At 70.5% G+C, this 25058-nt stretch carries 24 protein-coding genes and 1 pseudogene; 8 read left to right on the forward strand and 17 right to left on the reverse strand.

Annotation, left to right across the window (positions count from 1 at the left end):
- Positions 1-166: 166 nt before the first annotated feature.
- From AAH979_RS33765 to coxB, 9 genes are all read right to left on the reverse strand, one after another.
- Complete coding sequence (locus AAH979_RS33765; RefSeq protein WP_346262184.1) at positions 167-1948, reverse strand: ubiquinol-cytochrome c reductase cytochrome b subunit; 1782 nt, start codon at positions 1946-1948, stop codon at positions 167-169.
- Positions 1945-2802: a Rieske (2Fe-2S) protein gene (locus tag AAH979_RS33770; RefSeq protein WP_346262185.1), complete on the reverse strand. Its 858-nt coding sequence runs from the start codon at positions 2800-2802 to the stop codon at positions 1945-1947. Before AAH979_RS33770 ends, AAH979_RS33765 begins: the two co-directional genes overlap by 4 nt.
- Positions 2803-2833: 31 nt before the next feature.
- Positions 2834-3631, reverse strand: a complete 798-nt coding sequence (locus AAH979_RS33775) for a c-type cytochrome (protein WP_346262186.1) — start codon at positions 3629-3631, stop codon at positions 2834-2836.
- Positions 3632-3762: 131 nt separating this feature from the next.
- A complete protein-coding gene (locus AAH979_RS33780; RefSeq protein WP_346262187.1) occupies positions 3763-4158 on the reverse strand; it encodes a c-type cytochrome in 396 nt (131 codons plus the stop codon).
- Complete coding sequence (locus AAH979_RS33785; protein WP_346262188.1) at positions 4155-5126, reverse strand: cytochrome c oxidase assembly protein; 972 nt, start codon at positions 5124-5126, stop codon at positions 4155-4157. Before AAH979_RS33785 ends, AAH979_RS33780 begins: the two co-directional genes overlap by 4 nt.
- Positions 5114-5512, reverse strand: coding sequence for a hypothetical protein (locus tag AAH979_RS33790; RefSeq protein ID WP_346262189.1), 399 nt, complete (start codon positions 5510-5512; stop codon positions 5114-5116). Before AAH979_RS33790 ends, AAH979_RS33785 begins: the two co-directional genes overlap by 13 nt.
- Positions 5512-6129: a heme-copper oxidase subunit III gene (locus AAH979_RS33795; RefSeq protein WP_346262190.1), complete on the reverse strand. Its 618-nt coding sequence runs from the start codon at positions 6127-6129 to the stop codon at positions 5512-5514. The genes AAH979_RS33790 and AAH979_RS33795 overlap by 1 nt, the downstream gene beginning before the upstream one ends.
- Positions 6126-8051, reverse strand: a complete 1926-nt coding sequence (ctaD, locus tag AAH979_RS33800; RefSeq protein WP_346262191.1) for a cytochrome c oxidase subunit I — start codon at positions 8049-8051, stop codon at positions 6126-6128. Before ctaD ends, AAH979_RS33795 begins: the two co-directional genes overlap by 4 nt.
- A gap of 12 nt (positions 8052-8063) precedes the next feature.
- Entirely contained in the window at positions 8064-9080 is a 1017-nt protein-coding gene (coxB, locus tag AAH979_RS33805) for a cytochrome c oxidase subunit II (RefSeq protein ID WP_346262192.1), read from the reverse strand.
- 119 nt (positions 9081-9199) lie between these two features.
- Between coxB and ccsA the strand changes: the two genes are divergently transcribed.
- The 5 genes from ccsA to AAH979_RS33830 all read left to right on the forward strand — a co-directional run bounded on the left by ccsA (position 9200) and on the right by AAH979_RS33830 (position 14078).
- Complete coding sequence (gene ccsA / locus AAH979_RS33810) at positions 9200-9991, forward strand: cytochrome c biogenesis protein CcsA (protein ID WP_346262193.1); 792 nt, start codon at positions 9200-9202, stop codon at positions 9989-9991.
- A gap of 64 nt (positions 9992-10055) precedes the next feature.
- On the forward strand, positions 10056-10556 hold the full coding sequence (locus tag AAH979_RS33815; RefSeq protein WP_346262194.1) for a cytochrome c maturation protein CcmE: 501 nt from the start codon (positions 10056-10058) through the stop codon (positions 10554-10556).
- Positions 10553-12574, forward strand: coding sequence for a cytochrome c-type biogenesis CcmF C-terminal domain-containing protein (locus AAH979_RS33820; RefSeq protein WP_346262195.1), 2022 nt, complete (start codon positions 10553-10555; stop codon positions 12572-12574). Before AAH979_RS33815 ends, AAH979_RS33820 begins: the two co-directional genes overlap by 4 nt.
- Entirely contained in the window at positions 12571-13149 is a 579-nt protein-coding gene (locus AAH979_RS33825; RefSeq protein ID WP_346262196.1) for a TlpA disulfide reductase family protein, read from the forward strand. Before AAH979_RS33820 ends, AAH979_RS33825 begins: the two co-directional genes overlap by 4 nt.
- Entirely contained in the window at positions 13146-14078 is a 933-nt protein-coding gene (locus tag AAH979_RS33830; RefSeq protein WP_346262197.1) for a cytochrome c-type biogenesis protein CcmH, read from the forward strand. Before AAH979_RS33825 ends, AAH979_RS33830 begins: the two co-directional genes overlap by 4 nt.
- Positions 14079-14102: 24 nt before the next feature.
- Here the strand turns inward: AAH979_RS33830 and AAH979_RS33835 are convergent, their stop codons facing one another.
- On the reverse strand, positions 14103-14507 hold the full coding sequence (locus tag AAH979_RS33835; protein WP_346262198.1) for a phage holin family protein: 405 nt from the start codon (positions 14505-14507) through the stop codon (positions 14103-14105).
- A 1116-nt stretch (positions 14508-15623) separates the two neighbouring features.
- Between AAH979_RS33835 and AAH979_RS33840 the strand changes: the two genes are divergently transcribed.
- The 3 genes from AAH979_RS33840 (at position 15624) to AAH979_RS33850 (ending at position 17103) form a co-directional block, all read left to right on the forward strand.
- Positions 15624-15947: a hypothetical protein gene (locus AAH979_RS33840; RefSeq protein ID WP_346262199.1), complete on the forward strand. Its 324-nt coding sequence runs from the start codon at positions 15624-15626 to the stop codon at positions 15945-15947.
- A gap of 390 nt (positions 15948-16337) precedes the next feature.
- Entirely contained in the window at positions 16338-16586 is a 249-nt protein-coding gene (locus AAH979_RS33845; RefSeq protein WP_346262200.1) for a hypothetical protein, read from the forward strand.
- A gap of 250 nt (positions 16587-16836) precedes the next feature.
- The gene (locus AAH979_RS33850; RefSeq protein WP_346262201.1) at positions 16837-17103 is read left to right on the forward strand and encodes a hypothetical protein; all 267 of its coding nucleotides are present in this window, start codon (positions 16837-16839) and stop codon (positions 17101-17103) included.
- 46 nt (positions 17104-17149) lie between these two features.
- Here AAH979_RS33850 and AAH979_RS33855 read toward each other — a convergent pair.
- From AAH979_RS33855 to AAH979_RS33885, 7 genes and pseudogenes are all read right to left on the reverse strand, one after another.
- Positions 17150-17908, reverse strand: a pseudogene (locus tag AAH979_RS33855) (transposase).
- 6 nt (positions 17909-17914) lie between these two features.
- Positions 17915-19153, reverse strand: coding sequence for an ROK family transcriptional regulator (locus AAH979_RS33860; protein ID WP_346262202.1), 1239 nt, complete (start codon positions 19151-19153; stop codon positions 17915-17917).
- Positions 19150-20046, reverse strand: a complete 897-nt coding sequence (locus AAH979_RS33865; RefSeq protein ID WP_346262203.1) for a PmoA family protein — start codon at positions 20044-20046, stop codon at positions 19150-19152. Before AAH979_RS33865 ends, AAH979_RS33860 begins: the two co-directional genes overlap by 4 nt.
- Before the next feature lie 116 nt (positions 20047-20162).
- Positions 20163-21044, reverse strand: a complete 882-nt coding sequence (locus AAH979_RS33870) for a PmoA family protein (RefSeq protein WP_346262204.1) — start codon at positions 21042-21044, stop codon at positions 20163-20165.
- A gap of 48 nt (positions 21045-21092) precedes the next feature.
- Positions 21093-22724, reverse strand: coding sequence for a glycoside hydrolase 43 family protein (locus AAH979_RS33875; protein ID WP_346262205.1), 1632 nt, complete (start codon positions 22722-22724; stop codon positions 21093-21095).
- Positions 22721-24118: a Gfo/Idh/MocA family oxidoreductase gene (locus AAH979_RS33880; RefSeq protein WP_346262206.1), complete on the reverse strand. Its 1398-nt coding sequence runs from the start codon at positions 24116-24118 to the stop codon at positions 22721-22723. The genes AAH979_RS33875 and AAH979_RS33880 overlap by 4 nt, the downstream gene beginning before the upstream one ends.
- A 29-nt stretch (positions 24119-24147) precedes the next feature.
- The gene (locus tag AAH979_RS33885; RefSeq protein WP_346262207.1) at positions 24148-25053 is read right to left on the reverse strand and encodes a carbohydrate ABC transporter permease; all 906 of its coding nucleotides are present in this window, start codon (positions 25051-25053) and stop codon (positions 24148-24150) included.
- Between the last annotated feature and the right edge of the window lie 5 nt (positions 25054-25058).

Raw genomic sequence — 25058 nt, forward strand, 5'->3', positions numbered from 1 at the left:
ATGTGTTGACGTGTCCGATTCTCCGGGCTGCGGCCCCTGGTTGTGTTGAATTGGGAGAGGCCGTTCAGCCAGTGGTCCGTACGCGGTAGTGGCCGCCTATCAGTACGGTCTGCTGCGGCACCTGCCGGAGCCGCCTGGAGATCGACGTGGAGGCGCTCAGTCGAGGTCAGCCACGTCGAGAGCGGCGGTTTCGCCAGTAGGTGAAGACTGCCAGGGCTAGAAATCCGCCGGTACGACCAACCGTGCGTCCTGCCCGTTCCGCTGCCCCGATCGCTGCGGCGACCAGTCGACCGGGCGCTTCCACCTGCAGCACCGGCAGATTCCCGTAGGCTGTTTCCGCCGCCTGCTCCGCCTCCGGCCGGGACAGGTGGGCCTGGTTGCCGACGAGCGATACCTTCTCCTCGCGGTATCGCCACCGCCAGACGCCGGACTGTTCCTGCCACAGTTCGATCCGGGCGCCCCCGCCGACCGCCTCGGCCGGTCGTGTCTCGTCGTCGAGACCAACGTGTCCAGCAGGCTTCACTTTTTCCGGGGGTGACCTCAGCTTTTCGCCCGTTGCCGCCTTGTCTGTCCGACTTCCCACACCGCTCGACCGCCGCACCCGCGGCACGTCCGCTCGGCTCAGCTCGCCGCGCTCTCGACCACGGCTGACCGGCAGCGTCCGGGCGACCAGATACGCCATCACACCGACGGGCACTGGCAGCGCCAGCGCGAGCACCCGCAGGATCGAGAGCACGTCCAGCACGGGAACCTTGAGGATCTTGGCAATGATGTCGTCGGCGGCCGCAGCGAGCAGCACGGTGAAGAGGGTCAGTACGCCGACGCCGACGCCGAGCCGGGCCGGGTGGTCGCGGGGCGGGTCGAGCAGTTGGTGCGACAGCCGGTCGCCACCGTGCCGGCGTTCGAGGAACGGCCAGAGGTAGAGGCCGAGGAAGGTGAGGCCGCCGAACAGCACCCCGGGGAGGAAAGGCGACGGGACGAGATGCCCGAAGACCCGGAACTCGACGGCTGGAAAGAGTCGCAGCACCCCGTCACCCCAGGCGATGTACCAGTCGGGTTGGGCGGGTGAGGTCACCTGGTCCGGCTCGAACGGTCCGTAGATCCAGACGGGGTTGATCTGGGCCAGGCCGCCGAGGGCGAAGGTCACCGCGAGGACCCAGGCGAACAACGCGAGGGTACGGAGGGTGTAGCTGGGCCAGAACCGCGAACCCACCACGTTGTTCTCGGTCCGTCCGGGACCGGGGAACTGGCTGTGCTTCTGCCGGATCAGGATGCCGAGGTGTGCGGCGATCAGCGCGGCCAGCACGGCGGGAACGAGCAGCACGTGGGCGACGAACATCCGCGGCACCATCTGCTCGGTCGGGAACTCTCCGCCGAAGGCGAGGAATACCAGCCACTCGCCCACCAGCGGGATCGACTGAGCCACCGAGTAGAGGATCCGCAGCCCAGTGCCGGAGAGCAGGTCGTCCGGGATGGAGTAGCCGGTGAAGCCGTTGAACAGGGCGAGGGCCAACATGGTGACCCCGATGACCCAGTTGAGTTCGCGGGGTTTGCGGAAGGCCCCGGTGAAGAAGATCCGTAGCAGGTGGAGCACGATCGCGCCGACGAAGAGCAGCGCGGCCCAGTGGTGAGTCTGCCGCATCAGCAGGCCGGCCCGGATGTCGAAGCTGAGCCGCACCGTCGAGGCGTACGCGGAGGAGGTGCGGGAGCCGTCCAGTGGCTCGTACGAGCCGGTGTAGACCGTCTCCGCGGTGCTCGGTTCGAAGAACAGGGTCAGGAAGACCCCGGTCAGCACCAACACGACGAACGAGTAGAGGGCGATCTCCCCGAGCATGAACGACCAGTGGTCGGGGAAGACCTTGGCGAGCGCCTTGCGCAGCACCGGCGCGGTGCGCAGCCGGTCGTCGACGGTGCGGGCCAGCCGGCGGAGCAACCACCGGGTGATCACTTCAGGCTCCAGAATCCGGGCCCGGGCGGAGCGGTGAAGTCGCCGGTGGCGGTAAGGAAACCGGCAACGTCCACAGTGATCGGCAGGCCGGGCAGCGGCCGGGCGGCCGGGCCGGCGATCGGTCGGGCGCCAGCGAGCAGGTCGAAGTTCGACTGGTGGCACGGGCAGAGCATCCGGGCGGTCTCCTGGATGTAGACGGCGACCGGGCAGCCGGCGTGGGTGCAGAGCAGGGAGTAGACGACGATGCCGCCGACGTCCCCGCCCGGTGGCGGCACGGTGAACCGGGCCGGGTCCAGCCGGACGGCGAAGGCCGGCACATCGCCCCGGTTCCGGTGCCCCTCCGGAAAGACCGGCAGCATCGTGCCGCCCGGCACGTCGTCGGGCCGTACCGGAGTGCCGTCGGAGCGGACCAGCCGGACACCGGCGGCCCACGGCGTGGTCCGCAACTCGTGGACCGGCCGGCCACGGTCGAACGGCAGCAACGAACGCAGCGGAAACAGCGCCGCCCCGCCCAACGCACCGAGGGCCAGCGTGAGCATGGCCAGCAGCCCACCACGCCGGGCCGGGCTCTCCGGTCCGAGCAGCGCCTCGTCGGCGAGGTGCCGTTCCGCCGGGGGCGAGTCGAACGGTTCGTGCTCCTCGACGTAGCCGCCGGTGGGCAGGAGCCGACGGGACCACACGCCGAGTCCGGCGGCGAGCCCGGCGAACGCGACCGCCAGGCAGAGCCCCTCCAACTGGGTCTGCCCACCGGTGGCGTACACGATGGCGAAGCCGGCCGCCCCGAGCGTGCTGATGCCAAACGCGACGCCGATGACCCGGGACGCGGTCCGCTCGCCGGGACGTGGTCCGTCCACCCGGCTCACCACGGTTGTCCCCGTTCGGTTGTCATTCGCCCGCCCTGCTACCGAGCCAGCGGGCGACCAGGACCAGCAGCACCAGTCCGATCCCCCAGGCCACCAGCCCCTCCGTGGTGGGACCCAGCCGACCCAACGGCGCCCCGCCCTCGTCCAGCTTGTCGCCCCGCAACTCCTGGACGTAGCTGGCCAGCGCGTTGACCTGCTCCTGGCTGAGCACGCTCTCCGGGAATGCGGGCATCAGCCCGGGGCCGACCCGGACCGCCTCGGCCACCTGGATCGGGCTGGACCCCTCCAGCGACGGGGCGACGAACCCGTTGGTCAGGGTCGCGCCGACTCCGGTCGCGGAGTGGCAGGCGGCGCAGGTGGCGAGGTACAGCTCCCGGCCGTCACGCAGGTCGCCGGGAGCCACCGACGGTATCTCCGGACCGCCGCCGCCGAAGCTGCGCACGTGCGCGACGATGGCCCGGATCTCGTCTGCCGAGAAGGCGGGCCGGCGGTGCGGCGGCTGGGCTGCCTCCTTCTCCAGCGGCATCCGGCCGGTGTTGAGTTGGAAGTCCACCGACGCCGGGCCGACGCCGACCAGGGCCGGTCCGCGCTGGCTGCCCTGGCCGGTGGGGCCGTGGCAGCTCGCGCAGCTGCGCAGGTAGAGATCGGCGCCCCCGGCGGTCGCCGGGTCTGCCGGCGGAGCCGGCGCTGCGCTGGTCGGGCCCGGTGACGCCGGGCCGGCGGAGGTCGGGGTGGCGCCGGGAGTCGGGGTGGGGGCCGGCGCCGCGTGTCCGGTGAGTGGCACCGGCCCGGCGGCGAGGCCCAGTACGGTCGCGATCACCAGGCGGCGTCGGCCGGGCAGTCGGCGGCCGGATGCCGAAGCAGGGCCGGGCACCCGGGTACGTAGGCCGCCCGCACCGCCCGCCACGGGCCCCGGCGCTGTTGTCGTTCGCCAACTCACCCGTGCTCGCCTCACTCCAGCGTGAAGAGGTACGCGGTGATGTCTCGGGCATCGGTCGCGGTGACCCCAAGATCGGGCATCGCGGTACCCGGTTCCACCGACTGCGGGTCCTGGATCCACCGCATCAGGTTCTCCGCGCTGTTCGGTAACGCGCCGGCGATGTACGACCGGGAGCCGAACCGGTCCAGCGGCGGCCCCACCAGCCCGTCCGCCCGATCCACTCCGGGCACGGCGTGGCAACCGCCGCAGCCGTACTGCTGGATGAGGCGTGCCCCCCGGTCGGGGTGTCCCTCACGCAGTTCCGGCGGCGGTGGCGGCGGCACCCGGGCGCACGCGGCCAGGGCGGCCAGCGCAGTGAGCACCACGAGCAACGGTGACCGGGACCAGCCCGGAAGGTTCCGGTTCATCGAGTCTCCCTCCCGACCGCCGGACCCACCGGCGGCCCGTCGGTCGTTCCGCCCCGACCGGCCGGCTCCGGCCCGTCCCCGTCGAACCGGTCACCGGGTGACAGTCCGGTGGTGCGTGGCGAGACCCGGTCCAGGCCGGTGAACCAGCGCAGGAACACCATCGCCGCCGCCACCAGCACAACCACGTCCATCGGAATCCACATCAGCAGGCCGGCGAGCTGCTGGTCGATGAGCGGATCCCCACCTCCGGGCGCCAGGGTGCCGACCGGATAGACGGCAACCGGCGCGAGGGTGAGGGCCGCACCAAGGGCGGAGGCCACCAGCATCGTGGCAACCAGTAGCAACACGGCGACCGGGGCTTCAACCCGGTGTCGGCCGGTGCCGAGCACCACCGACCAGAGCAGCGCCGCCGCCACGACGAACGAGGCGTGCTCGACCAGGTGGACAAACCCGTTCTCGGTCGCCAGCCGGTAGGGGGTGGGCAGGTGCCAGCCCCAGAGCACGACGCCGTGCAGGACACCGGCCAGCACGGCCAGGCCGCCGGGCCGGCGCAGCCACGTGCCGACGGTCGAGGCACGCCACCGGGCCCAGTACCGACGCAGCCGCCGGGGCGCGGCCAGCGCCAGGGGCAGCCCGACCGCCGCGGCGCCCAGCGCCGGGCCGGCCACCACCAGCAGCACCATGTGCTGCGCCATGTGTCCGGCGAAGGAGCGCTCGGCCACCTCGTGGATCGGCCCGGTCGAGGCGGTCAGCAGCGCACCGACGCCGAGGACGAAGGCCCCGGCGCGCCACCGGGCGACGACCGCGCCGGGGCCGCGTCGGCTCCACAGCTCGTGCAGCCCCCGGCCGTACCCGGCGCTGACCAGCGCGAGCACGGTGACCAGCCCCAGATTCGTCCACGCCTGCTCCGTCGCGCCGCCGTGGGCCAGCGGCGTGCCCGGGGCGGGCCAACCGGTCACCGCTGGCATGGCGGCAGCACCAGGGCGGCCACGCCGCCGAGTACGATCATGGACAGCGCCAGCAGGTTGAGCCAGAGTCCGACGAAGGCGAGCAGGTGCGCCCGGCCCACCGACCGCTCGCCGCCGGACGGCAGGTCGGCCCGGGTGCGCCGCCAGGCGAGGACCGAGAGGGCGAGCGCGGCCACGGCACCGGCCGCCGGGACGAGCACGGTCAGGGCGATCGCGCCGGTCAGCGGAAACCCGGCCAGGTCGTCGTGCCCGGCCTCGCAGGTGAGTTCGTCGATGCTCCAGGCGGCCAACGAGTGCACGGTCCAGGAGAGCACGCCGCCGAGTACGGCGAACCAGAGCAGCAGCCCGCCGGACAGGGCGGTACGGGGCGACAGTCGCTCGGTCATCACAGCCTCGGCGAGAGGTAGACAGTGCAGAGAATCGCCACCCAGACCACGTCGACGAAGTGCCAGTAGTAGGCGACGATCCGGACTCGTTCGTGTAAGGCGCCGAAACTGCCCTGCATCGACGCGATCAGCAGCCAGCCGACCATGAGCAGGCCGATCGTGACGTGCGCACCGTGGAAGGTGGTGATCGTGTAGAACAACGACCCGTACGCGTTGCTGGTGAAGGTGTACTCCCGCAGGATCTCGGAGTACTCCATACCCTGCAGGCCGAGGAACGTGCCACCCATGACCAGGGTGGCGAGCAGACCGGCCCGCAGCTGCCAGCGGCGACCCCGTCGGATGCCGGCCTCGGCCCAGAGCAACGGCAGGCTGCTGGGCACCAGCACCCCGGTCATGATCAGCGGCAGGAACAGTTCCGGCTCCGCGATCCCGTCCGGCGGCCATGGCGCCCCGTGCTGGAAGCGCAGGTAGAAGTAGCTGCCGAACAGGGCGGCGAAGAGGGTGCTCTCGGTGGTGATGAAGAGCATCACCCCCCACCACGCGGTCGACCGGCCGACCGGCTCCTCGGTGGCGAGCCCGTGCGGGCCGAGGGCCAGGCGCATGCTGCGGGTGGTCATGCCGGCACCCCTGCCTCTTCCGGCGTGCGCCGGGGCGGCCAGAGCCAGGCGGCCAGCGTGCCGGCGGCGAGGAGACCGCCGGCGGCGGCGACCCAGTACCAGGCGAAGAGCAGACCGGCGAAGACGACCAGCAGACCGACGGCGGTCACCAGCGGTCGCAACGTCGGCTCCGGCATCTCCACCGCCCGCTCGTAGTGGCCGTCGAATTCACTGGTGAACACGGCCTGGTGGCCGTCGGCCAGGATCCGGTCCTCGGTCGCGCCCGCGCCGGTCGACTCGGCGGTCCGCGGATCCCAGGCCGGATGCAGGCTGTGGACCCGGGGCAGGACCGGGAAGTTGTACCCCGGCGGCGGCGAGCTGGTGGTCCACTCCAGGCTGTCGCCGTCCCACGGGTCGTCCGGCGCCGGCCGGCCGCGGCGCAACGCGTGCACCACGCCGAGCGCCACCAGCAGCAACCCGACCCCCAGCAGGTACGCCCCGATGGTGGCGGCCAGGTTCCACGGGTCCCAGCCGAGATCGCCGGGATAGGTGTAGACCCGCCGGGGCATGCCGAGCAGCCCGGACAGGTGCATCGGGAAGAAGGTGAGGTTCATGCCGACGAAGACCAGCCAGAACGCCCACCGGCCGAGCGGCTCGCTGAACATCCGGCCGGTCATCTTGGGCAGCCAGTAGTAGATCCCGGCGAGGATGGGGAAGACCGCCCCGCCGAACAGGACGTAGTGGAAGTGCGCCACCACGAAGTAGCTGTCGGTGGTCTGCTGGTCGAAGGCGGTGAACGCGAACATCACGCCGGTGAAGCCGCCGATGACAAAGGTGACCAGGAAGCCGAGGACAAACAGGAACGGCACGCTCAGCACGATGCGACCGAGCAGCATGGTGGCCAGCCAGGCGAAGATCTGTAGACCGGACGGGATGGTGATGATGGTGCTGGCGGCGCTGAAGAAGCCGTACGAGAGCTGCGGCAGGCCGGTGGCGAACATGTGGTGCACCCACACACCGAACGAGATGATCGCGATGGCGACGATCGAGAACACGATCAGCGGGTAGCCGACGATGCCGCGCCGGCAGAAGACCGGCAGCACCGCCGAGACGATGCCGAGGGCGGGCATCACGATGATGTAGACGTCCGGATGGCCGAAGATCCAGAACAGATGCTGCCAGAGTAGGACGTTCCCGCCCCGCTCCGGTTCGAAGAAGCGGGTGTCGAAGCGGCGGTCGAGGAAGAGCAGGGCGTTGTCCAGGTTCAGCACCGGGAGCGCGAAGATGACCATGAAGGAGGTGGCGACGATCGCCCAGACGAAGATCGGCACCCGGTTCAGCGACATTCCGGGAGCGCGCAGCTTCAGCGCGGTGACGATGAAATTGATCGCGCCGGCCGTGGTGGAGATGCCGAGGAAGAGCAGACCGAGGGTGTAGACGTCCAGGTGCAGGCCGGGGGTGTTCCGCTCGTCGGTCAGCGGCACGTACGCGAACCAGCCGCCGTTCGGCGCGGCGCCGGCCGGCACGCTGGCCCACATGAACAGCCCGGCGAACAGAAACACCCAGTAGCCGAAGGCGTTCAGCCGGGGAAAGGCCATGTCCCGGGTGCCGAGCATCAGCGGCATCAGGAAGTTGCCGAACCCGAACAGCATCGGCGTCGAGAACAGGAAGATCATCGCCGTGCCGTGCATGCTGAACAGCTGGTTGTACTCGCCTGGCGACAGCAGTTGCGCCTCCGGTCCGGCCAGCTGGGTCCGCATGGCGAGCGCGCTGATCCCGGCGAACGCGAAGAACACCGCCGCGGTGACCAGATACCGGCGCCCGATCCTCTTATGGTCGACGGTGGTGAACCAGGCGCGCAGGGTGGCCGGCTCCGCCCAGTGTCGGGCCAGCGACTCGCGCGCCTGGGTCGCGGCGTCGTGTTGTGCGGTGCTGGACGACATGGCATCCGGCTCCTACCGCAGTGATTGCAGGTAGGCGATGAGGTCGGGCAGGGCCGCCGCGTCGACCGGCTGCGGCGGCATGGCGTTGCCCGGCTTGATCGTCTGGGAGTTGGCGATCCAGCCGCCCAGGTGTCCGCCGTCGTTCGGCACCGCGCCCGCGCCGAGGCTCCACCGGGAGCCGATCGTGGAAAGGTCCGGTCCGACGGTGCCGTCGGCGGCGGTACCCCGGACGGTGTGGCAGGCGACGCAGGCATTCTGGAGGAACGCCTGCTGGCCGCGGCGCTCGGCGTCGCTCTCCGGTACCGGGGCCGGCGCGGCGAGCCGGCCCAGCCAGGCGTCGAAGTCGGCCCGGGGGTGGGCCACCACCAGGAACGCCATGTGTGCGTGCTGCAGGCCGCAGTACTCGGCGCACTGGCCTCGGTACTCGCCCGGCCGCTGGGCGTGCAGCCAGGTCTCCCGTACCTTGCCGGCGATGAGGTCGGTCTTCGGCATCAGTTGCGGCACCCAGAAGCTGTGCAGGACATCGACGGTGCGCAGCCGGACCAGCACCGGTTCGCCCACGGGGATGTGGATCTCGTTCGCGGTCGCCCCGTCAACCCCCGGGTAGCGCACCTCCCACCACCACTTGTGCCCGGTCACCTCGATGGTGGCCGCCGGTGGTCTGTCCGGCTTACCCAGCGCCGCCAGGTCCCGCAGGCCGACTCCGAAGACCGCCACCAGCACCACAAAGGGCAGGCCGGCGCCGGCGACGACGACAAATCGGATCGGATCGGAGTGGTTGATCCGGCGGTCCGGCCGGCGGCGGAACACCAGTGCCCAGGCCAGCAGCGCCATGACCTCGGCGAACACCGCGACCGATATCCAGAACAGCAGCCACCAGAAGCCCTCCACCCGTCGGGCACCCGCGCCGGCCGGATCCAGTGTGGAGGGCGCGCCGGCGGCGCAGCCGGACGCCAGCAGCACGAGCCCGGAGCCGGCGAGTAGGACGAGGCGGAGGCGTCGGTGGCCCGCCCGGTGCCCGCTCACCACCGCGTCACCACCTCTCGCTCGCCCGGTCCGTCGAACCAGGCTAACCAGACAAAGGAGATTATTAGCTCGTTTGCGGATTCAATCCGGTAATCTCCTCTCACTCCTGCATCATCAACACCGTGGGCCTTCCTAGACCGAGATCCGAGAACGACCAGGCCGCCGCTCTTCGTACGCCGCTGACCAGCGGACGGCGTGCGGGCGGCGACCGGCGGAGCCTGGGCTGGCTGGCTGCCGGCCTGGCCGCCGCCGCCACCGCGACCGGCCTGCTGATCGCACCACCCGACGCGCTCCAGGGCGACGCCCAGCGACTGATGTACCTGCATGTGCCGGCCGCCTGGACCGCCTACCTGGCGTTCGCCTCGGTCCTCGCCGCCAGTCTCGGCTACCTTGCCACCCGCGACCTGCGCTGGGACCGGTGCGCGCGGGTCGCCGCGGAACTCGGCGTCGGGCTGACCGGGCTGACCATCAGTCTGGGCGCGCTCTGGGGACGGGCGGTCTGGGGCGCCTGGTGGGCCTGGGATCCGCGACTGGTCAGCACCGCCCTGCTGCTCGTCGTCTACGCCGGTTACCTGGCGCTGCGGCGTGCCCTCGATCCGGCCGACGGAGGCGGTGAGATCCGGATCGCGCACCGGGCCGCCCGGGTCGCCGCGCTGGTCGGAATGGCCGGCTTCGCGCTGGTGCCGCTGGTGCACCTCTCCGTCGTCTGGTGGCGGTCCCTGCACCAGCCCGCGACGATCCTCGCCCCGCAGCGTCCCCCGATCGACCCGCTGATGGCGGCCGCGCTGTTGCTGAGCGTCGCTGCGTTCACCGCCACCGCGATGTGGATCTTCCTGCGCCGGCTGGACGCCGTTGAGCGCACCGTCGCCCGCCCGGCTCCGGCGGCGACACCGGAGCTTCTGGAGGCGCGGTGAACGGCTGGCCGGCGGTGTGCACCGGGCTCGTCCTGACCGCTGCCGCCACCGCCTGGGCGGTCCGGTGGAGCGGTTTCCGTCCCCGGACAACCCCGACATCCCGCGCCGGCACCGCGCCGTACCCTGCTCCCGCCTCACCACCAGCCGGGACCCGGCGATGAGCCGACCGGGCCGCCCTCGGCTCGCCCTGGCCGCGGTGGTCCTTGCCGGCACCGCACTGCTGGTCCACGCCGGTCTCCAGGGCACGCTCAGCTACTACCGAACCCCGACCGAACTGGCCGGCGATCCGGGCGCCCAAACCACCCGGACCCGGCTGGGCGGCGCCGTCGTACCCGGCTCTGTCGAGCAGGACGGCGGCCAGACCGTGTTCCGGCTCGCCGCGGACGGCCACGAGATCACCGTACGGCAGACCGGTGTGCCGCCGGACACCTTCCGCGCTGGTCAGGACGCCGTGGTGGAGGGCGTCCTGGGGCCCGACGGTGTCTTCTACGCCGAGCAGGTGCTCGTCAAGCACGGCAACGACTACCGGCCACCGTCACCGGCACCGTCCCGGACGGCCCGGTGACCGGTCAGCTCGGCACCTGGGCACTCGGCGCCGGCCTCGCCGCCTCGGTCGCGGCGACCCTGCTCTGGCTGCGCCTCGCGCTGAAGCCGGACGCGCCGCTCCGACCAGCCCGGACCGCCAGCGGGGCCGGTCTGCTGGCCGCCGCCGTCGCCTGCGGCGCACTGGAGTGGGCGTTGCTGCGGCCCGACTTCAGCGTCCGGTTCGTCGCCGAAAACGGCGGCCGTCAGGTGCCGCTGTACTACACGGTCACCAGTCTGTGGTCGGCGCTGGACGGTTCGCTGCTGCTCTGGTTGCTGATCCTCGCTGGCTACGCCGGCCTGCTCGCCCGGACCGCGCCGGCCGGGGACCGGCGTCTGCACCACTGGGCGATGGCCGCCGTCAGCCTCGTCGCGGTCTTCTTCTTCGCCCTGTCGTACTTCGCCGCCAACCCCTTCCAGCCGGTCGAGCCCGTGCCGGCCGACGGGCCGGGGCCCAACCCACTGCTGCGCGTGCACCCGGCGATGGGGCTGCATCCACCGCTGCTGTACGCCGGCTACGTCGGGCTCGTGGTGCCGTTCGGCTACGCCCTCGCCGGGCTGCTGGTCGGGGATGCGGGACGGCACTGGATCAGTGCGGCCCGGCGGTGGGCCCTGGCCGCCTGGGCGCTGCTCACCGCCGGAATCGCACTTGGCGCCTGGTGGTCGTACGCGGTCCTCGGCTGGGGCGGCTACTGGGCCTGGGACCCGGTGGAGAACGCCTCGTTGCTGCCCTGGTTGACCGCCACGGCTTTCCTGCACACGGTGTTCACCCGTCGCGGCGCGTCCCGGGCCGGCTGGTCGATCGCGCTGGCCTGCGCCAGCTTCCTGCTCGTCCTGGTCGGCACGTTCCTCACCCGGTCCGGGGTGGTGGCCAGCGTGCATGCCTTCACCGAGTCGACGCTCGGCCCCCTGCTTCTCGGGTTCCTCCTTCTGGTGGCGATCGGCACCGTGGTCCTGGTCGGTTGGCGGGGTGGGTCCGGAGGCGGTGCCGATCCCCAGGTCACGTCGCCCGCGGCGCCGCCGCTGTCCCGGGCCACCGCCCTGGTCGGCAACCGGATCCTGCTGACAACCGTCGCCGCCGTGGTGCTGGTCGGCACCGTCCTGCCAGCGGTCGCCGAAGCCGTCTCCGGCACCGCCGTCGCGGTCGGTCCGGTCTATTACCACCGCACAGCGGTGCCGCTGGCAATCGCCGTACTGGCCCTGATGGGGCTGGCCGCCCTGCTGCCGTCGAGCGGCACGTCACCCCGGGAGACCGCCCGTCGCGCCGTCGGTCCAGCCGCTGTCGGACTGGCCGTCGTCGCGGTGACCGGCCTGTCGAGCCGTCCCGGGCCGACGGCCTTGGCCGCCTTCGGCTGTGCCGGCTTCTCGCTGGCCGCCACCGTGGCCGAACTGTGCCGCCGGTCACCCGACGACAGACGCCGGAGCATCCGGTGGGGGAGGGTCGGCGGGACGACGGCCCATCTCGGAGTCGCGCTTGTCGCCGTCGGTGTCGCCGCTTCCTCCGCCTACACCGTCGCCACGGAACGGCAACTGGCGGTCGGTGAGGCGCTGCGGGTGCCGGGTGCGACGGTACGGCTGACCGCGGTTGATCGGGCCCGTACCGACGCCGGCATGACGGTCCGGGCCCGGCTGACGCTCGGACCGCCGGGCCGCCCCGACGGGACGCTGGTACCGGAGCTGACGTACCACCCGCACCACGACACCACGGTGAGTCTTCCCGCCGTACGGTCGGGACCGCTGCGGGACACCTACACCACCCTGCTGGCCGTCTCGACCGACGGCCGGTCCGCCACCGTCCGGCTGGCGGTCAACCCGATGGTCGCGCTGATCTGGGCCGGCGGATCGCTGTGCGCACTCGGCGGGCTGCTCGCCCTGGCCCGGCCGTTCGGGCGCCGCCGATCCGTCACCGGAAGACGTGCCCGCAGCGACCGGTCGGGGCCGCCGGCGCCGGTCAGCCGCTCCAGCGCGGCGGTACCGGACGGTCCGGGGAATGCGTCGTGATCGCATTCGTTCGCCGGCGACGACCGGCGTTCCCGCTCTTTCGCCCCGGACGGCGGAGGCTGACCCTGACGTTGGTGCTCGGCCTGGTGACGATGCTCGGGGCGGTCGGGTTGGCCGCCACCCGTGGCGGTGGCCCGGCCGCCGCGCCGGGCACCCCGGGTACGACGGCACCGGCACTCGCCGGACGGACCCTGGCCGGCGCCCCGTTCGACCTCGCCGGGCTGCGGGGACAGGTGGTGCTGGTCAACATCTTCGCGTCCTGGTGCGGCCCGTGCCAGCACGAACTGCCGCTGCTGGTCGACGCAGAACGCCGGTGGTCCGGGCGGGACCTGCGGATGGTCGGACTAGCCGTCCGGGACAGCGAGGTGGCCGTCCGCGCGCTGCTCGACCGGACAGGTGCCCGGGACCTGCCCGTGCTGCCCGACCCGGCCGGCACCACGGCGGTGGACTGGGGGGTACGCGGGGTACCGGAGACGTTCCTGCTGGACCGCGCCGGACGGATCGCCGACCGGATGATCGGGCCGGTCACCGCTCGGTGGCTCGACGAGCGGCTGACGCCGTTGCTGGAATCATGAACCTCCGTCGGCTCGCCGTCACAGCCGGCCTGACCTTTCTGGTCGTCGCCGCACTGCTCGGCGTCTGGCGCTCCGTGACACCAACGGGGGGCGACGGTGATCCGGCCCGGCGACTCGCCGCCGAACTGCGCTGCCCGGCCTGTCAGGGCGAGTCGGTGGCGGACTCGCGTTCGCCGATCGCCGCCGCGATGCGCGAGGTGATCGGCACCCAACTCCGCCAGGGCCGCGATCCGGACGAAATCAGGTCCTATCTGGTCGACCGCTACGGGCCGGAGGTACTGGCTGCGCCGCCGGTACGGGGCTGGGGGCTGCTGTTGTGGGCGTTGCCGGTACTGGGCTTGGCGCTGGGCCTGGTACCGGCCGTTCGGACCGCCCGTCAGCGTGGACACGCTGGTACGACCGCCACCGACCGGCGGAATCCGCCCGGTCGCGCTCGTGGCGGCCATCGGTTCCGGCAGGGCGTCGCCACGGTCGCCGGTGACCGGCGCTGGAACCTCGGCGCCGCCGCCCTGGTCCTCGCCCTGGTCGGCGCCGTCGCCCTGGCGGCGCCCCGTCCGGCCCCGCCGAGCCCCGGTGCCGCCGACCCCGTAGCCGACCAGTTGACGCTGGCCCGGTCGTTGGAGACACAGGGGCACTACGCGACGGCGGCCGAGGTCTATCGGACCGTGCTGGACCAGCGACCAGCCGACGAGATCCGGTTGCGGCTGGCCTTCACGCTGATCCGACTCGAACAGCCCGGCGAGGCCGCACGCCTGGCCGGCGAGGTGCTGGCCCACCGCCCCGACAGTCCGGACGGTCTGCTGATCCTGGGACTGGCCCAACGCGTGACCGACCCGGGCAGCGCGAGCGCCACGCTGCGCCGCTTCCTCAGCCGGGCGCCGGACCATCCGGCCGCAGCCGAGATCCGCCGACTGCTCGGTAACGGCTGAACCACCGAGATCCATAGACAGGCGCTACCGGCGGGCGGCCCGTACCGCCGTCAGTAGGTTGCGCAGCTCGGCGGTGAGGCGGCTTGTCCGGCCACCGGCCGCGCTCAGCCGGGTGAGCCCGACGACGGTGAGGAGCACACCGGTGCCCAGATATCCGGCGGCCAGCAGCACCGCTGCCCGCCGTGGTGTCCGATCCGACTCCAGCAGCGACAGCGCGGCTGCGGACGCCGATCCGAGACCCAGCACGACGGCGATGCCCGCTCCGGCCAGCAGCGCGGTGCCCACCCCAGCCCGGCGCAGCGATTCCGCCAGGTCACCCCGGAACCGTGCCGCCTCCTGGACGGCCAACTCCCGGATGTCCCGGACGAGTCGATCACCGGGTGAGGCCGTCCGGTCAACCGGCTCGGCCGGCCCGTCCGCCTGATACACGCGCTCACCTCCTTGCCCCCGGGCTACCCCGGCCGCAGGTGTTCATTCGCAGCCGAGCCAGCGTTCGACCGGTCACCCTCGGGAATCCGGTCGACGCCGTCCCGTCCGCTCGTCCGGTTCCGGATCTTGACGCTGGAGCAGGTCCGCCAGCTCGTCCCCGCACCAGCACGGCCGGCGCCGCCCGCCTCACCCCCGGCGCCGCCCGCCTCACCGGCTGGTGCACGGGACTCGCCGCCGAGATCCGGACCAGCCTCGGCCAGGAGCCGCCGGAGGAGTTGCTCGCCGGGACCGAGTGCCCCGCGTGCGGGATCCGCCCCCTCCGGTCACGCCCGACGGGCCCGTCCGGCGCGGTGACCATTTGCCCGGACGGCTGTCGGTGCATCGACCAGGGCTGCCAGTGCGGGATGCCAGTGCGGGTGGGGGGCGTGACGCACATCTGGGCTGGGGCGACGGTTGTGCGGGCTGCCTGACCTAGTCATTCAGGGTCGTCACGGCGAACAAATACCCCATTTCGCGGAACTCGTTAGATAGGCAGAGGGCAACCCGAGGTCAACCTCATGGGACGGGACGCCCGCCTCCAATCTCGCGAGGGAGGCGAACGTCCTCCCTGGAGGGAGACCGTGCCGTATGGGTGCGCCACACCACGCACCACCAGGGCCAACCAAGACCGACAGGTGGAGGAAGGCAGGCGAGGTGACCGTCCTGGCGCTCAGGGCGCTTGCCGCGATCGCGACGCTAGTTGCCGCTATCGTGTCCGGAAACGAGTGTGGACCCACCTGACCGACCGGTCGGTGAGCCCACACCAGAGCGGGAGACCTCCGCCTCGGGGCCGCAAACCGTGGGGTGGGGGTTCCTCCGTCACATCCAACGAGCCGCGCTGGTCGGACGTAGCATCGGGCGATGACCACTTCGGCCGACGGAGTCAGGCGAGTGTGGGGATGGGATTGGGTCGCCGGTTCGTTGAGAAGGTCGGGCGCCGGTCCTAGGCAAGGCGCGTGACGCGGGAGCAAGGATGAGGCGTGTCCCGTCCTCCACCGGGCCGACGGTCACCCTGACTTCGAGGCTGCCGGCTCGTCGATCACCAGAAGGTGTGGGCCTCGGAGTAGGAGACGCGGCTTGCCCAAGATCGACGACCGGACGGTCACCGAGCGGTTGCCAGACATGCACGCAATCGGAATGTACCTCGAGTACGCCGAAATTGGCGAGCCGCCCTTTGCCGTCATGGAAGCGTCGAACGCTCCCGGCAAGGCGCTGGCGGAGTACCGGCATCGGCTGAACCGAGCCCGCCGGCGCGCCGTCCGCGACCGGATGCAGGAGCTGGTAACGAAGGTCGATACCCTCCTGCCACAGTTGCTGGCGGACGTCCCACGTGACTCATTGGAGCACCTGGAAGATGCCCGGGTGACCCAGTTGGACACCGCCATCGCGGAGATCGAATGATTGATGGGTGGTACCGCCTCCCGCCGCGGGCGATGGAGTGACCTTCATCGACACATGCACTTCGGCCAGGGGCACGACCGGCACGACATCTATGGACTCGACTGGCCTACCCTCAAGCCGGACATCGAAGCAGCGATGTTTTCCGAGGACCGCCTGGTGGGCCGTTGATCCTGCCCGGGAAGGACCACGTCATGGCAGAAGAGAAGAAGGCGGTTCAACTTCCGCAGTCTACGGCGGCGGACGTGGAGTTCGCTCAGCAGTTGGTGGAGCGGGCCCGCCAAGGCCGACGGGGTGTCCCTGGTCGGGTCGGGTGGCCTCTGGCCGGGATCGCCCGCACCGTCCTTGAACCAGCCCTGGGCGCCGAGCTGGATCCTCACCTCGACGAGAGCGGTGTCGACGAGACGACCGGCTATCCGGTGGTGTTCATCGACGTTCAAACCCAGAATCGCCCACCAGCTAGGTGCGGGAAGCCGAGGAAAGCGTTGGCTCACCGCCGATGCCCTGCGGCTGGCCGCCCAGGAGTACGCCCGCTCTGACGCGGAGGCACGCGGGGCCTTGCAGGACCTGATGCGCACCGACTACATGACGGACGGCAACGGCAAGCGGCGCGACATCCCCAACATCGAACTTCCGCTGTAGGAGCCACGCAGATGAGCTACGAGGGTCGAGCTGCGCAACAAGGCGTACCGAATTTGGCAGAAATGTGTTTAATGGTCCCAAAAGGTAAAGCCAGGCGAGAACGGTGGCGGCACCACACTGGATCCGATCCAGAAGGCAGAGATGGCGAGTTGGAGCCAGATCCCGAGCCTGTTCGAGCCGTTCGCACAGCTACCCGATCCGGACAGTGGCGCGTTCACCACGATGATCGAAGATCTGAAGGCCGCCATGAGTGAGCTGTCCGACGGACGAGGCCCAGGTCGAGTTCCTGGAGCGCCGGGATGCCATCACCGCCCGGGGCGAGTCCAGCGACGGCAGGTTTTCGATCTCGGTGCCCGGCATGCAGCAGTGGACGGTGCGTATTCAGGAGGGGGCCCCGCATCGGCTGTCGGAAAGCGGCTTCACCCAAGCCGTCCGCGAAGCCGTGAAGCAGATGATGGACGACCAGATGCGTCAGATCACCGATCTTAAACTGGAGCTGGGCGATCGGATGGGCTAGCCTCGATCATTCGTGCGCCCAGCGGACCTGGAGGTGAGTGTGTAGCTCATCGTGGTCGTAAGCTCGTCGTGAGCACGTCACGTTCCCCGTCGAGGCTGATCCCCACCACGACGTAGACGGGCCGGTTCGCGACCTGTCCCTGCCGAATCTTCATCACCAGTGCGTCGATGAACACCACCGGGTAGACCCGGTCGAGGGGGCGTTGCCGCCAGGCTCCCATCTCGGCCAGGACGCTGTCGGTGACCTTGCTGATCAGCTTGCGGGACACGTCCGCGTCGTGCACCTCGCTCAGGTGCCCAGCGATTTCCCCCGTCGTCAGGCCCTTCGCCTACAGGGACAGGATCGCCTCGTTGAACCCGTCGAGACGACGGACGTGCTTGGGCACGATCCGCGGCGTGAACGACCCGACCCGGGCCCGAGGGACCTGGATCCGGACCGGCCCGACCTCGGTCTGCACCGTCTTTGCCCCGTGCCCGTTACGGATGTTGGCCCGCCGACCGGTCTGCTCGTCGGCACCGGCCTCGTCCAGGTGGGCATCCAACTCCGCGTCGAGCGCCGATTCCAGGACGGTGCGGGTAATCCCCGCGAGGAGCCACCCGGCCCGACGAGTGATACCCCGTCGGCCTTGGCCCGCTCCACGAGTTGCTAGGCGAACTCCCGCTCCGCCGGTGTCGACTGCCGAAGTTGAGCAGCAGTCGCTTTCTTGTCTGCCATGACGTGGTCCTTCCCGGACAGGATCGACGTCCTGTCCAACGGACCACACCCAGGTCAAACACGGAAATCTACGCAGTCCCATCGCGCACATCGGCGGTCAGGTCGGCGACGGTGTTGGTTGGTGGAGCAGCCAGGCGGCGGGGTGTTGGCGGATCTGGTCGATCGATGTCAGTGCGGCGCCGATGACGGCGGCGTCGGGGCCGAGGAGCGCGGGTCGGACGCTGACAGGGGCCCAGTCGGTGGTGAGAACGCGTCGGCTGATCTCGTTCTTGGCGTTGTCAATGAGCCAGGACGCCAGCAGGGCGAAGCTGCCACCGAGCAGAACGGTGTCGATGTCGAGGATGTTGAGCATGTCGGACAGAGCGATGCCCAGGGCAGTGCCGGCGGTGTCGAGCGCGGCGAGAGTGTCGGGTTGGCCGCTCTCAGCGCGGGTGGTGATGGCGTTTTCGGGGGTGGTGCCGGCTGCGGACTCGTCGCCGAGGATGGCTTCGAGGCTGGCGTAGGCCTGCAGGCAGCCGCGGGACCCGCACGGGCACGATTTGCCGTCGGGGTAGACGGTGACGTGTCCGAGTTCGCCGCTCCAGCCGCGCGTGCCGCGCATGAGTTGCCCGTCGAAGACGAGGCCGGCGCCGATACCGAGCCCTCCGGAGACGTAGACGAAGCTGTTGAGCGTGTTGTGGCTGGCGTAGAGTTCGCCGAGAGCAGCAAGGTTGGCTTCGTTGTCGACGGTGATGGGCAGGTCAAGGTGTCCGGTCGCGTCGCGCATGAGGGCCCCGGCATCCACGTTCCGCCATCCCAGTACGGGCGCGGATCTGACCAGGCCGGCATCGACCGGGCCTGGAACGGCGAGCGTGGCGGTCACGACGGTGAGATCTTCGGCTGCGATGGCCTCGATAGCGGCGTCGGCCATACGGGCCAGGTCGGCCAAGACGGCGGGCGCGGCCGGGTCGACGTAGGTGGACGGGGTGAAGGCCAGGTGGCGAAGGGTGCCGGTGAGGTCGACGATGCAGGCGGCGAGGCCGTCGGCGCGGATGTCGAGCCCGAGTCCGGCAGGTCCTTTGTCAGATACCGTGAGTCCTACGCGTGGGCGGCCGGCACGTCCGTCGTGGGTATAGCCGGCCTCGGCCACCAGCTGCCCGGCAAGCAGTTCCTCGACGATTCGGGTTATGGTTGGCCGGGTCAGGCCGGTGACCGTGGCGAGCTCGGTGCGGGAAATCGGGTGTGCCGAAGCGAGGATTTGCCGGAAGACCAACCCGAGGTTGAGGGAGCGCAGGCTTTCCTGCCGGGCCGGTTCTTCACGCCGCTGAGGGCTGCTGGGTCGGATGGGTGGGATCATGTCGCCTGCCGAACAACGGTGGCAAGCTCAGCGGCCGTCGCGAACGACAGGCTGCCATCAACGATGACGGTGATGAGGCGTCTGATGGTTATTTCTCCCGGGGCGAGGACCAGCGGTCGGTCCCAGGTTATCGAGGAGCAGACGCCGAGGTAGTCGCGGGCGCGGACGAACCAGCGGTCCTGGGCGGTAGTCTCGTCCGGATGTACGAACAGCATGGTCCACGGGCTGCCGTCGCTCATGCTGGTGACCGCGACCCAGGCAGCGGTGCTGCCGTGGACGGATCGAACATCAGTGCCGGCCGGGCTGAGGATGTGGGCGGTGTCAACTGCGGGGCCGCGCCAGAAGAAGCCGCCGTAGCCGGCGCCGACGCGGCCGTGCACGATCGGGCTGCGGATGGGCAGCGGCCCGCCGGTGACGTTGGTGAGCTGGGTATGGATGCTCAGCGCCCAGGCGGTCTGATCGACCGGGCGGCAGGTGATTGACCGGCGTTCGTGCAGCAGCGTGGTGTGGTGCGCGTCCGTCCACCCCAGGGTGTGGGCGAGTTCGTCGGTGGTGTGGCGTAGCCACCGCAGATGGTGTTGGATGCCGTGGTTGTCCAGCCAGGCGGGGCCGTGGCCGGCGACGAACGTGCGTCCACCCCAGAAGTTGTGTCCGGCGACGTCGGGGGCGGCGATGCTTATGCCGAACTGGTGGCGGTGCGAGTCGGGTGCGGCGTCGGTGACTGTGATGCCGGCCAGCGTCCGCACGGGGTGCAGGTAGGGGCGCGGTGACATGGCCAGGGGCAGGTCGGGCTTCCACACGTAGCTGGCGACGTCGCGGCCCTGGACGCGCAGGACGGCGGTGCCGTGTGGCTGATCGGTGAGCGCCGAGTGTGGTACGCCGGGACCTGCCATCGCTACCTCGCCGCCTCTCATCGCCTGGCCGCCGCGGTCCGTTCGCCGCCGCATCCCGCGTCCGGACTGTACGGCTGCGATTTCTGGGTCAGCTCGACGGCTGGCGGTCATGGTAGCTAGTCCGCGTCGGCCGTGATCGCCGCGACCGTGTCGGTGATCTCGGCGACTTCTCGGGAGCGTAACCTGCCGTCGGCCACCACGGTCAGGATCCGGCGGCGCACACATTCGCCTGGGCTGACCAGCAGAGGCTGGGACCAGGCCAGCGCCGAGCCGACGCCGGCGTAGTCCCGGCTACGTACGAACCACGGGTCGATCGGGTGCGGTTGCCCAGGGACGAAAATCAACGTCCAGGGGTCGGTGCTGCCGCCGGTCAGGGCCAGCCATGCGGTCCGCTGGCCGTGCAGGCGCCGTTCGCCCGTCCGGTCCGGGCCGAGCACGCGAATTTGCCGGCCGCCGTGGCGGGCCCGCCAGAAGAAGCCGCCGTATCCGGCGCCGGGGCGGCCGTTGGTGGCGGGGCTGGCGAACGCGAGCGGCTCGCTGGTCACGTTGGTCAGTGCGAAGCCGAAGTCAAGTACCCATGCGTCGTCGTGTACCGGTAGGGCGGCGATGCGGCGTCGTTCGCGTACCAGGTCGGTGCCGTCGGGTCCGATCCAGCGCAGCTCCTGGTGGATGGTGGTGGGGGTGCAGGTGTTCCACTGGTGATGCTGCTGGGTGCCGTGGTTAGGGAGCTGGACCGGTCCACGGCTGGGTACGAAGGTGCGTCCGCCCCAGAAGTTGGCGCCACTGACATCGGCGACGGCGACGCTGACGCCGAGGTGGTGCAGGTGGTCGGCGGGCATCGACTCGGTGACCTCGGTGCCGGCGAGGGTGCGCACGGGGTGTAGGAAGGGTCGCGGGGACATGGCCATGGGTAGGCGGGGATGCCACACGTAATCGGCGACTGGGTGGCCACCCAAGGTCATGGTGATCGTGTCAGAGAGTGTGGCCTGGTCATGCATCGGTTGCCTCCCGGGCGGACTGGTGGCTGGTGGAGGTTGGGCGCATGGCTACCGGGCCGGTGGGTGATGTTCGGGACGGCCAGCTGGCGGGGCGGTCACGTGGAGCGCAGTCACGTCCGCGGCGCCGCCGGTGCCCGTGCCCTGCGGTGCGGTCGCGAACAGCCCGAGGGTGGCGCCGATCCACCGCCCTTCCGTCGCGGTGAATAGCGGGCCGATTGGGCGTGGTGGCGCGAACTGGGTGGCGGCGAGGAATTGGCAATGCCCGTCCTGGCCGACCTCGACGCCGACCGCGACCGGCGCGCAGGTGCCGTCGGCGAGCGTGGGGACCGGTACTGCGAGCGCCGCGTCTCGCTCGGGTTCGTCCTCGGCTGCCGTCCGGTGAACCAACGCGATGCCGTGCCGCGTGCGTTCCAGGCCGATCCAGGCGTAGGTGTTGCCCAGGATGGTCAGCCCGGCTCGCGCACCGATCGTGGCGCCAGCTAGGCGCAGGGTGGTGGTGGCGCGGAACCGGTCGGCGGGCAGCCGCTGGCCGAGGACGTTCGGCAGTCGGCGGAGGTCACCGGCGGCGTCAGTGGGCACGCAGGCCAGCCACAGTCCCCCTCCCGGCTGAAGGCGCCACCACCCGGGCTGTGGGTTGGCCGCCCACGCCCACTGGCGTCCCAGGGTCGGTCCGGTGAAGTTGTCACTGGCGGCAGGTGCCGTGGGTGGCAGGGCCGCAGTCGCCGGCTTGGCGTGGGATAGGACGGGTTGGCCGGGACCGCCGCCGGCGGGTGTCCCGATGGCGGGCCATCCGTCCGCGTCCCATCGCATGGGTTGCAGGTGTACGACCCGGCCGTACGCGCCCTTGTCCTGGAAGTGTAGGAACCAGTCCTGTCCGCTCGCGGTGGTCACCCAGGCGCCCTGGTGCGGTCCGTTGATCGGGGTATCGCCCTGGACTAGGACGATGCGGTCCTCGTAGGGGCCGTAGATGTGGCGGGATCGGAAGGCTGACTGCCAGCCGGTGGCGACGCCGCCGGCCGGGGCGAAGATCCAGTACCAGCCGTCGTGGCGGTAGAGCTTGGGACCCTCCAAGGTGCGGTAGCCGGGCAGCGCGTCGCCATCGATGATGTGCCGCCCGCCGTCGAGCAGGGGGGTCGCGCCGGGATTCATCCGGTGGCAGGTGAGTTTGTTGTTGAAGCCGGCCCGGCTCTTGGCCCACGCGTGCAGCAAGTAGGCCGAGCCGTCGACGTCCCACAGCGGGCAGGGGTCGATCAGACCGCGGCCGGCCTTGAGCAGGTGGGGCCTGGTCCAGGGGCCGGCGGGGTCGGTGGCGGTGATGACGAAGATGCCGCGGTCCGGGTCGGGGTAGAAGATCCAGAACAGGCCGTTGTGGTGCCGGATTGCGGGTGCCCAGACCCCGCAGCCGTGCTGGGGGGTACTGAACGCCTCAGCCGGTTCGAGGCGGTGCAGGGCGTGGCCGATGATCGTCCAGTTGACGAGGTCGCGGCTGTGTAGGATCGGCAGGCCCGGTACGCGGTGGAAGCTGGAGGCGACGAGGTAGAAGTCGTCGCCCACGCGGATGGCGTCGGGGTCGGACCAGTCGGCGTGCAGTACCGGGTTGCGGTAGGTCCCGTCACCGTTATCGGCCACCCAGGGCGGTTCGACCGCCGCCGCCAGGTCGATGTCGGTGTAGGAGGTCATGCTCTGCCGTCCGCGGTGGCGGGCGCCGAGGGGATCAGCGGCAATCCCAACTCGCCGAGGCGCACCGCGCGTCCGGTGCGCAGCGACTCGTTGCCGGCGACGCCGACCAGGACGCTGGCGGCGCCGTCGACGAATCCGGCCCGCCGGTGCAGCGGGTCGTCGGTGGGCCCGCGGAACACGTCGTCGAGCAGCATCCCGTCACCACCGCCGTGGCCGCCGGTACCGGCGGGAATCGGCACCTGTTGCGCGGTCTCCCAGTGCCGTTGCAAGAGCAGCCGTGTGCCGCGTGGACGGATCGGCGCCGGATCGGCGCGGTGGATCTCGACGGCGCTGGGGTCGACCACGACCCCGCCGGCCGTCGCACCGTTTGTGGGTGCCGAAACATGACCGCGTTCGACGACGTCCAGCTCGATCCGCCCCGCGGTGCCGTTGATCGCGACCCGATAGCCCTCCCACGGGCTGTGCGCGTGCAGGGTGTAGGACATCGACGCACCGCAGTGGTAACCGACCACGACGTTGAGGTTGTCCTCGATGGTGATGCCGTCAGAGAACACGTGCCGATCGCGGATGTAACCGTCCAGGTGTTCGCCGTCGCGGTACATCTGGCGCAGCAGGTCGTCAGCGGTGATGTCGAAGCCGAACGGGTCCCCCGGCGCGGTGGCGTCCCGGGATCGGTCCGGGCGCGGCGCCAGTCCGCGGCGGCGGGCGTTGTCCGCGCCGTAGAACCGTAGCCCGCCGAGGGCGAAGACCACTGACGGCTTGTCGTCCAGCCACCAGTTGACCAGGTCGAAATGGTGGCTTGCCTTGTGTACCAGCAGGCCGCCGGAGGTGGCCTTGTCCCGGTGCCACCGGCGGAAGTAGTCGGCGCCGTGCACGGTGTCGAGGCACCACTCGAACGTTACCGAGGTCACCTCTCCGATCGCATCGCCGGCGATGAGCTGGCGCACGAGGCTGTTGCGCGGTGAGTACCGGTAGTTGAACGTGACGGTCAACTCACCGGCGCCGGCGGCCAGCGCGTCGCCGATCTGTTGCAGCCCGGCCACGTCGGTGGTCATAGGCTTTTCTACGACCACGTCCGCGCCCTGTCGTAGTGCCGCGCTGACGTACCCTGCGTGGGTGGCGTCCGGCGAGGTCACAATCACCACGTCGGGCCGCTCCCGGGCCAGCAGGGCGTCGAAGTCACCCGGCGCGTAGTGCGGCACCCGCAGCTCCGGCCGGGCCTGTTGCACGATGCGGTCGTGGTAGGCCATTCGGACGTCGTTGGTGTCGCAGAACGCCACCGGATAGCCGACATCGGCGTGCGTGTCGAGCAACGCGCCGAGGTACATCCGGGCCCGGGAGCCGGTACCGACGAACGCGTACCGGCGTTCCGCCGGTCGCTGCTGCTGTGCCATGACAGGGATCCTCAGTGTGAAGTTGGGCGCTATTTCAGGCCCGTGGTGGCGATGCCCTTGATGAGGTATTTCTGGCCGGCGATGAAGAACCCGATGACCGGGGCGAGGGACAGGAACGACATGGCGAACATCTGTCCCCACTGGGACTGGCCCTCGGAGTCGATGAACTGCCGCAGCGCCAGCGGCACCGTGTACAGCTCGGAGTCGGTCAGGTAGATCAGTGGGCCGAAGAACTCGTTCCACACCGAGATGAACGTGAAGATCGCGGTGGTCGCGAACGCGGGCAGACTGAGCGGCATGATGATGCTCCAGAAGGTGCGGAACGGTCCGCAGCCGTCGATGCGTGCGGCGTCGTCGAGTTCCCGGGGCAGTGCCCGCATGAACTGCACCATCAGGAAGATGTAGAACGCGTTGGTGGCCAGGAAGTTGGGTACCAGCAACGGATAGTAGGTGTTGATCCAGTCCAGCTTGGCGAAGACGATGTACTGCGGGACCAGCAGCACGTGCCCGGGCAGCATCATGGTGCCGAGCATCAGGGCGAAGAAGAGCTTGCGTCCGGTGAAGTTCAGCCGCGCGAAGCCGTACGCGGCCAGCGAGCAGGACACCAGGTTCCCCACGATGCTCAGCACCACGATCACCAGCGAGTTGACCAGGTAGAGGCTGAACGGGTGTTCCAGGGCTGTCCAGCCCTCCGGATAGTTGCTCAGGTCCCACCGCGCCGGCCACAGCGACAGGTCGGTGAAGATGATGCCGTTGGGCTTGAGGGAACTGGAGACCAGCCACAGCAGCGGATACATCATCACCGCGCCGACGAGGCAGAGCAGCACGTGCCGGGTGAACCGGGACCGGCGGCTGCGGCCGGTACGTCCGACGGGACCGTCGTCGTCGGGGCGTGCCGGCGCGACGGGCGGCGGGGCCTGGGTGGCGAGCGACATCGCTG

Origin of the sequence: Plantactinospora sp. ZYX-F-223 (assembly GCF_039649625.1) — a bacterium.
In the GTDB taxonomy this organism is placed as follows: Bacteria; Actinomycetota; Actinomycetes; order Mycobacteriales; family Micromonosporaceae; genus Plantactinospora.

What these genes read in the sequence shown, in the direction of transcription:
- AAH979_RS33785 (WP_346262188.1), bottom strand. Translation starts at nt 5,126, where the DNA reads ATGCCAGCGGTGACCGGTTGGCCCGCCCCGGGCACGCCGCTGGCCCAC.
- AAH979_RS33865 (WP_346262203.1), bottom strand. Translation starts at nt 20,046, where the DNA reads ATGGCAGGTCCCGGCGTACCACACTCGGCGCTCACCGATCAGCCACAC.
- AAH979_RS33795 (WP_346262190.1), bottom strand. Translation starts at nt 6,129, where the DNA reads ATGACCACCCGCAGCATGCGCCTGGCCCTCGGCCCGCACGGGCTCGCC.
- AAH979_RS33860 (WP_346262202.1), bottom strand. Translation starts at nt 19,153, where the DNA reads ATGATCCCACCCATCCGACCCAGCAGCCCTCAGCGGCGTGAAGAACCG.
- AAH979_RS33880 (WP_346262206.1), bottom strand. Translation starts at nt 24,118, where the DNA reads ATGGCACAGCAGCAGCGACCGGCGGAACGCCGGTACGCGTTCGTCGGT.
- ctaD (WP_346262191.1), bottom strand. Translation starts at nt 8,051, where the DNA reads ATGTCGTCCAGCACCGCACAACACGACGCCGCGACCCAGGCGCGCGAG.
- AAH979_RS33875 (WP_346262205.1), bottom strand. Translation starts at nt 22,724, where the DNA reads ATGACCTCCTACACCGACATCGACCTGGCGGCGGCGGTCGAACCGCCC.
- AAH979_RS33830 (WP_346262197.1), top strand. Translation starts at nt 13,146, where the DNA reads ATGAACCTCCGTCGGCTCGCCGTCACAGCCGGCCTGACCTTTCTGGTC.
- AAH979_RS33790 (WP_346262189.1), bottom strand. Translation starts at nt 5,512, where the DNA reads ATGACCGAGCGACTGTCGCCCCGTACCGCCCTGTCCGGCGGGCTGCTG.
- AAH979_RS33780 (WP_346262187.1), bottom strand. Translation starts at nt 4,158, where the DNA reads ATGAACCGGAACCTTCCGGGCTGGTCCCGGTCACCGTTGCTCGTGGTG.
- AAH979_RS33885 (WP_346262207.1), bottom strand. Translation starts at nt 25,053, where the DNA reads ATGTCGCTCGCCACCCAGGCCCCGCCGCCCGTCGCGCCGGCACGCCCC.
- AAH979_RS33870 (WP_346262204.1), bottom strand. Translation starts at nt 21,044, where the DNA reads ATGCATGACCAGGCCACACTCTCTGACACGATCACCATGACCTTGGGT.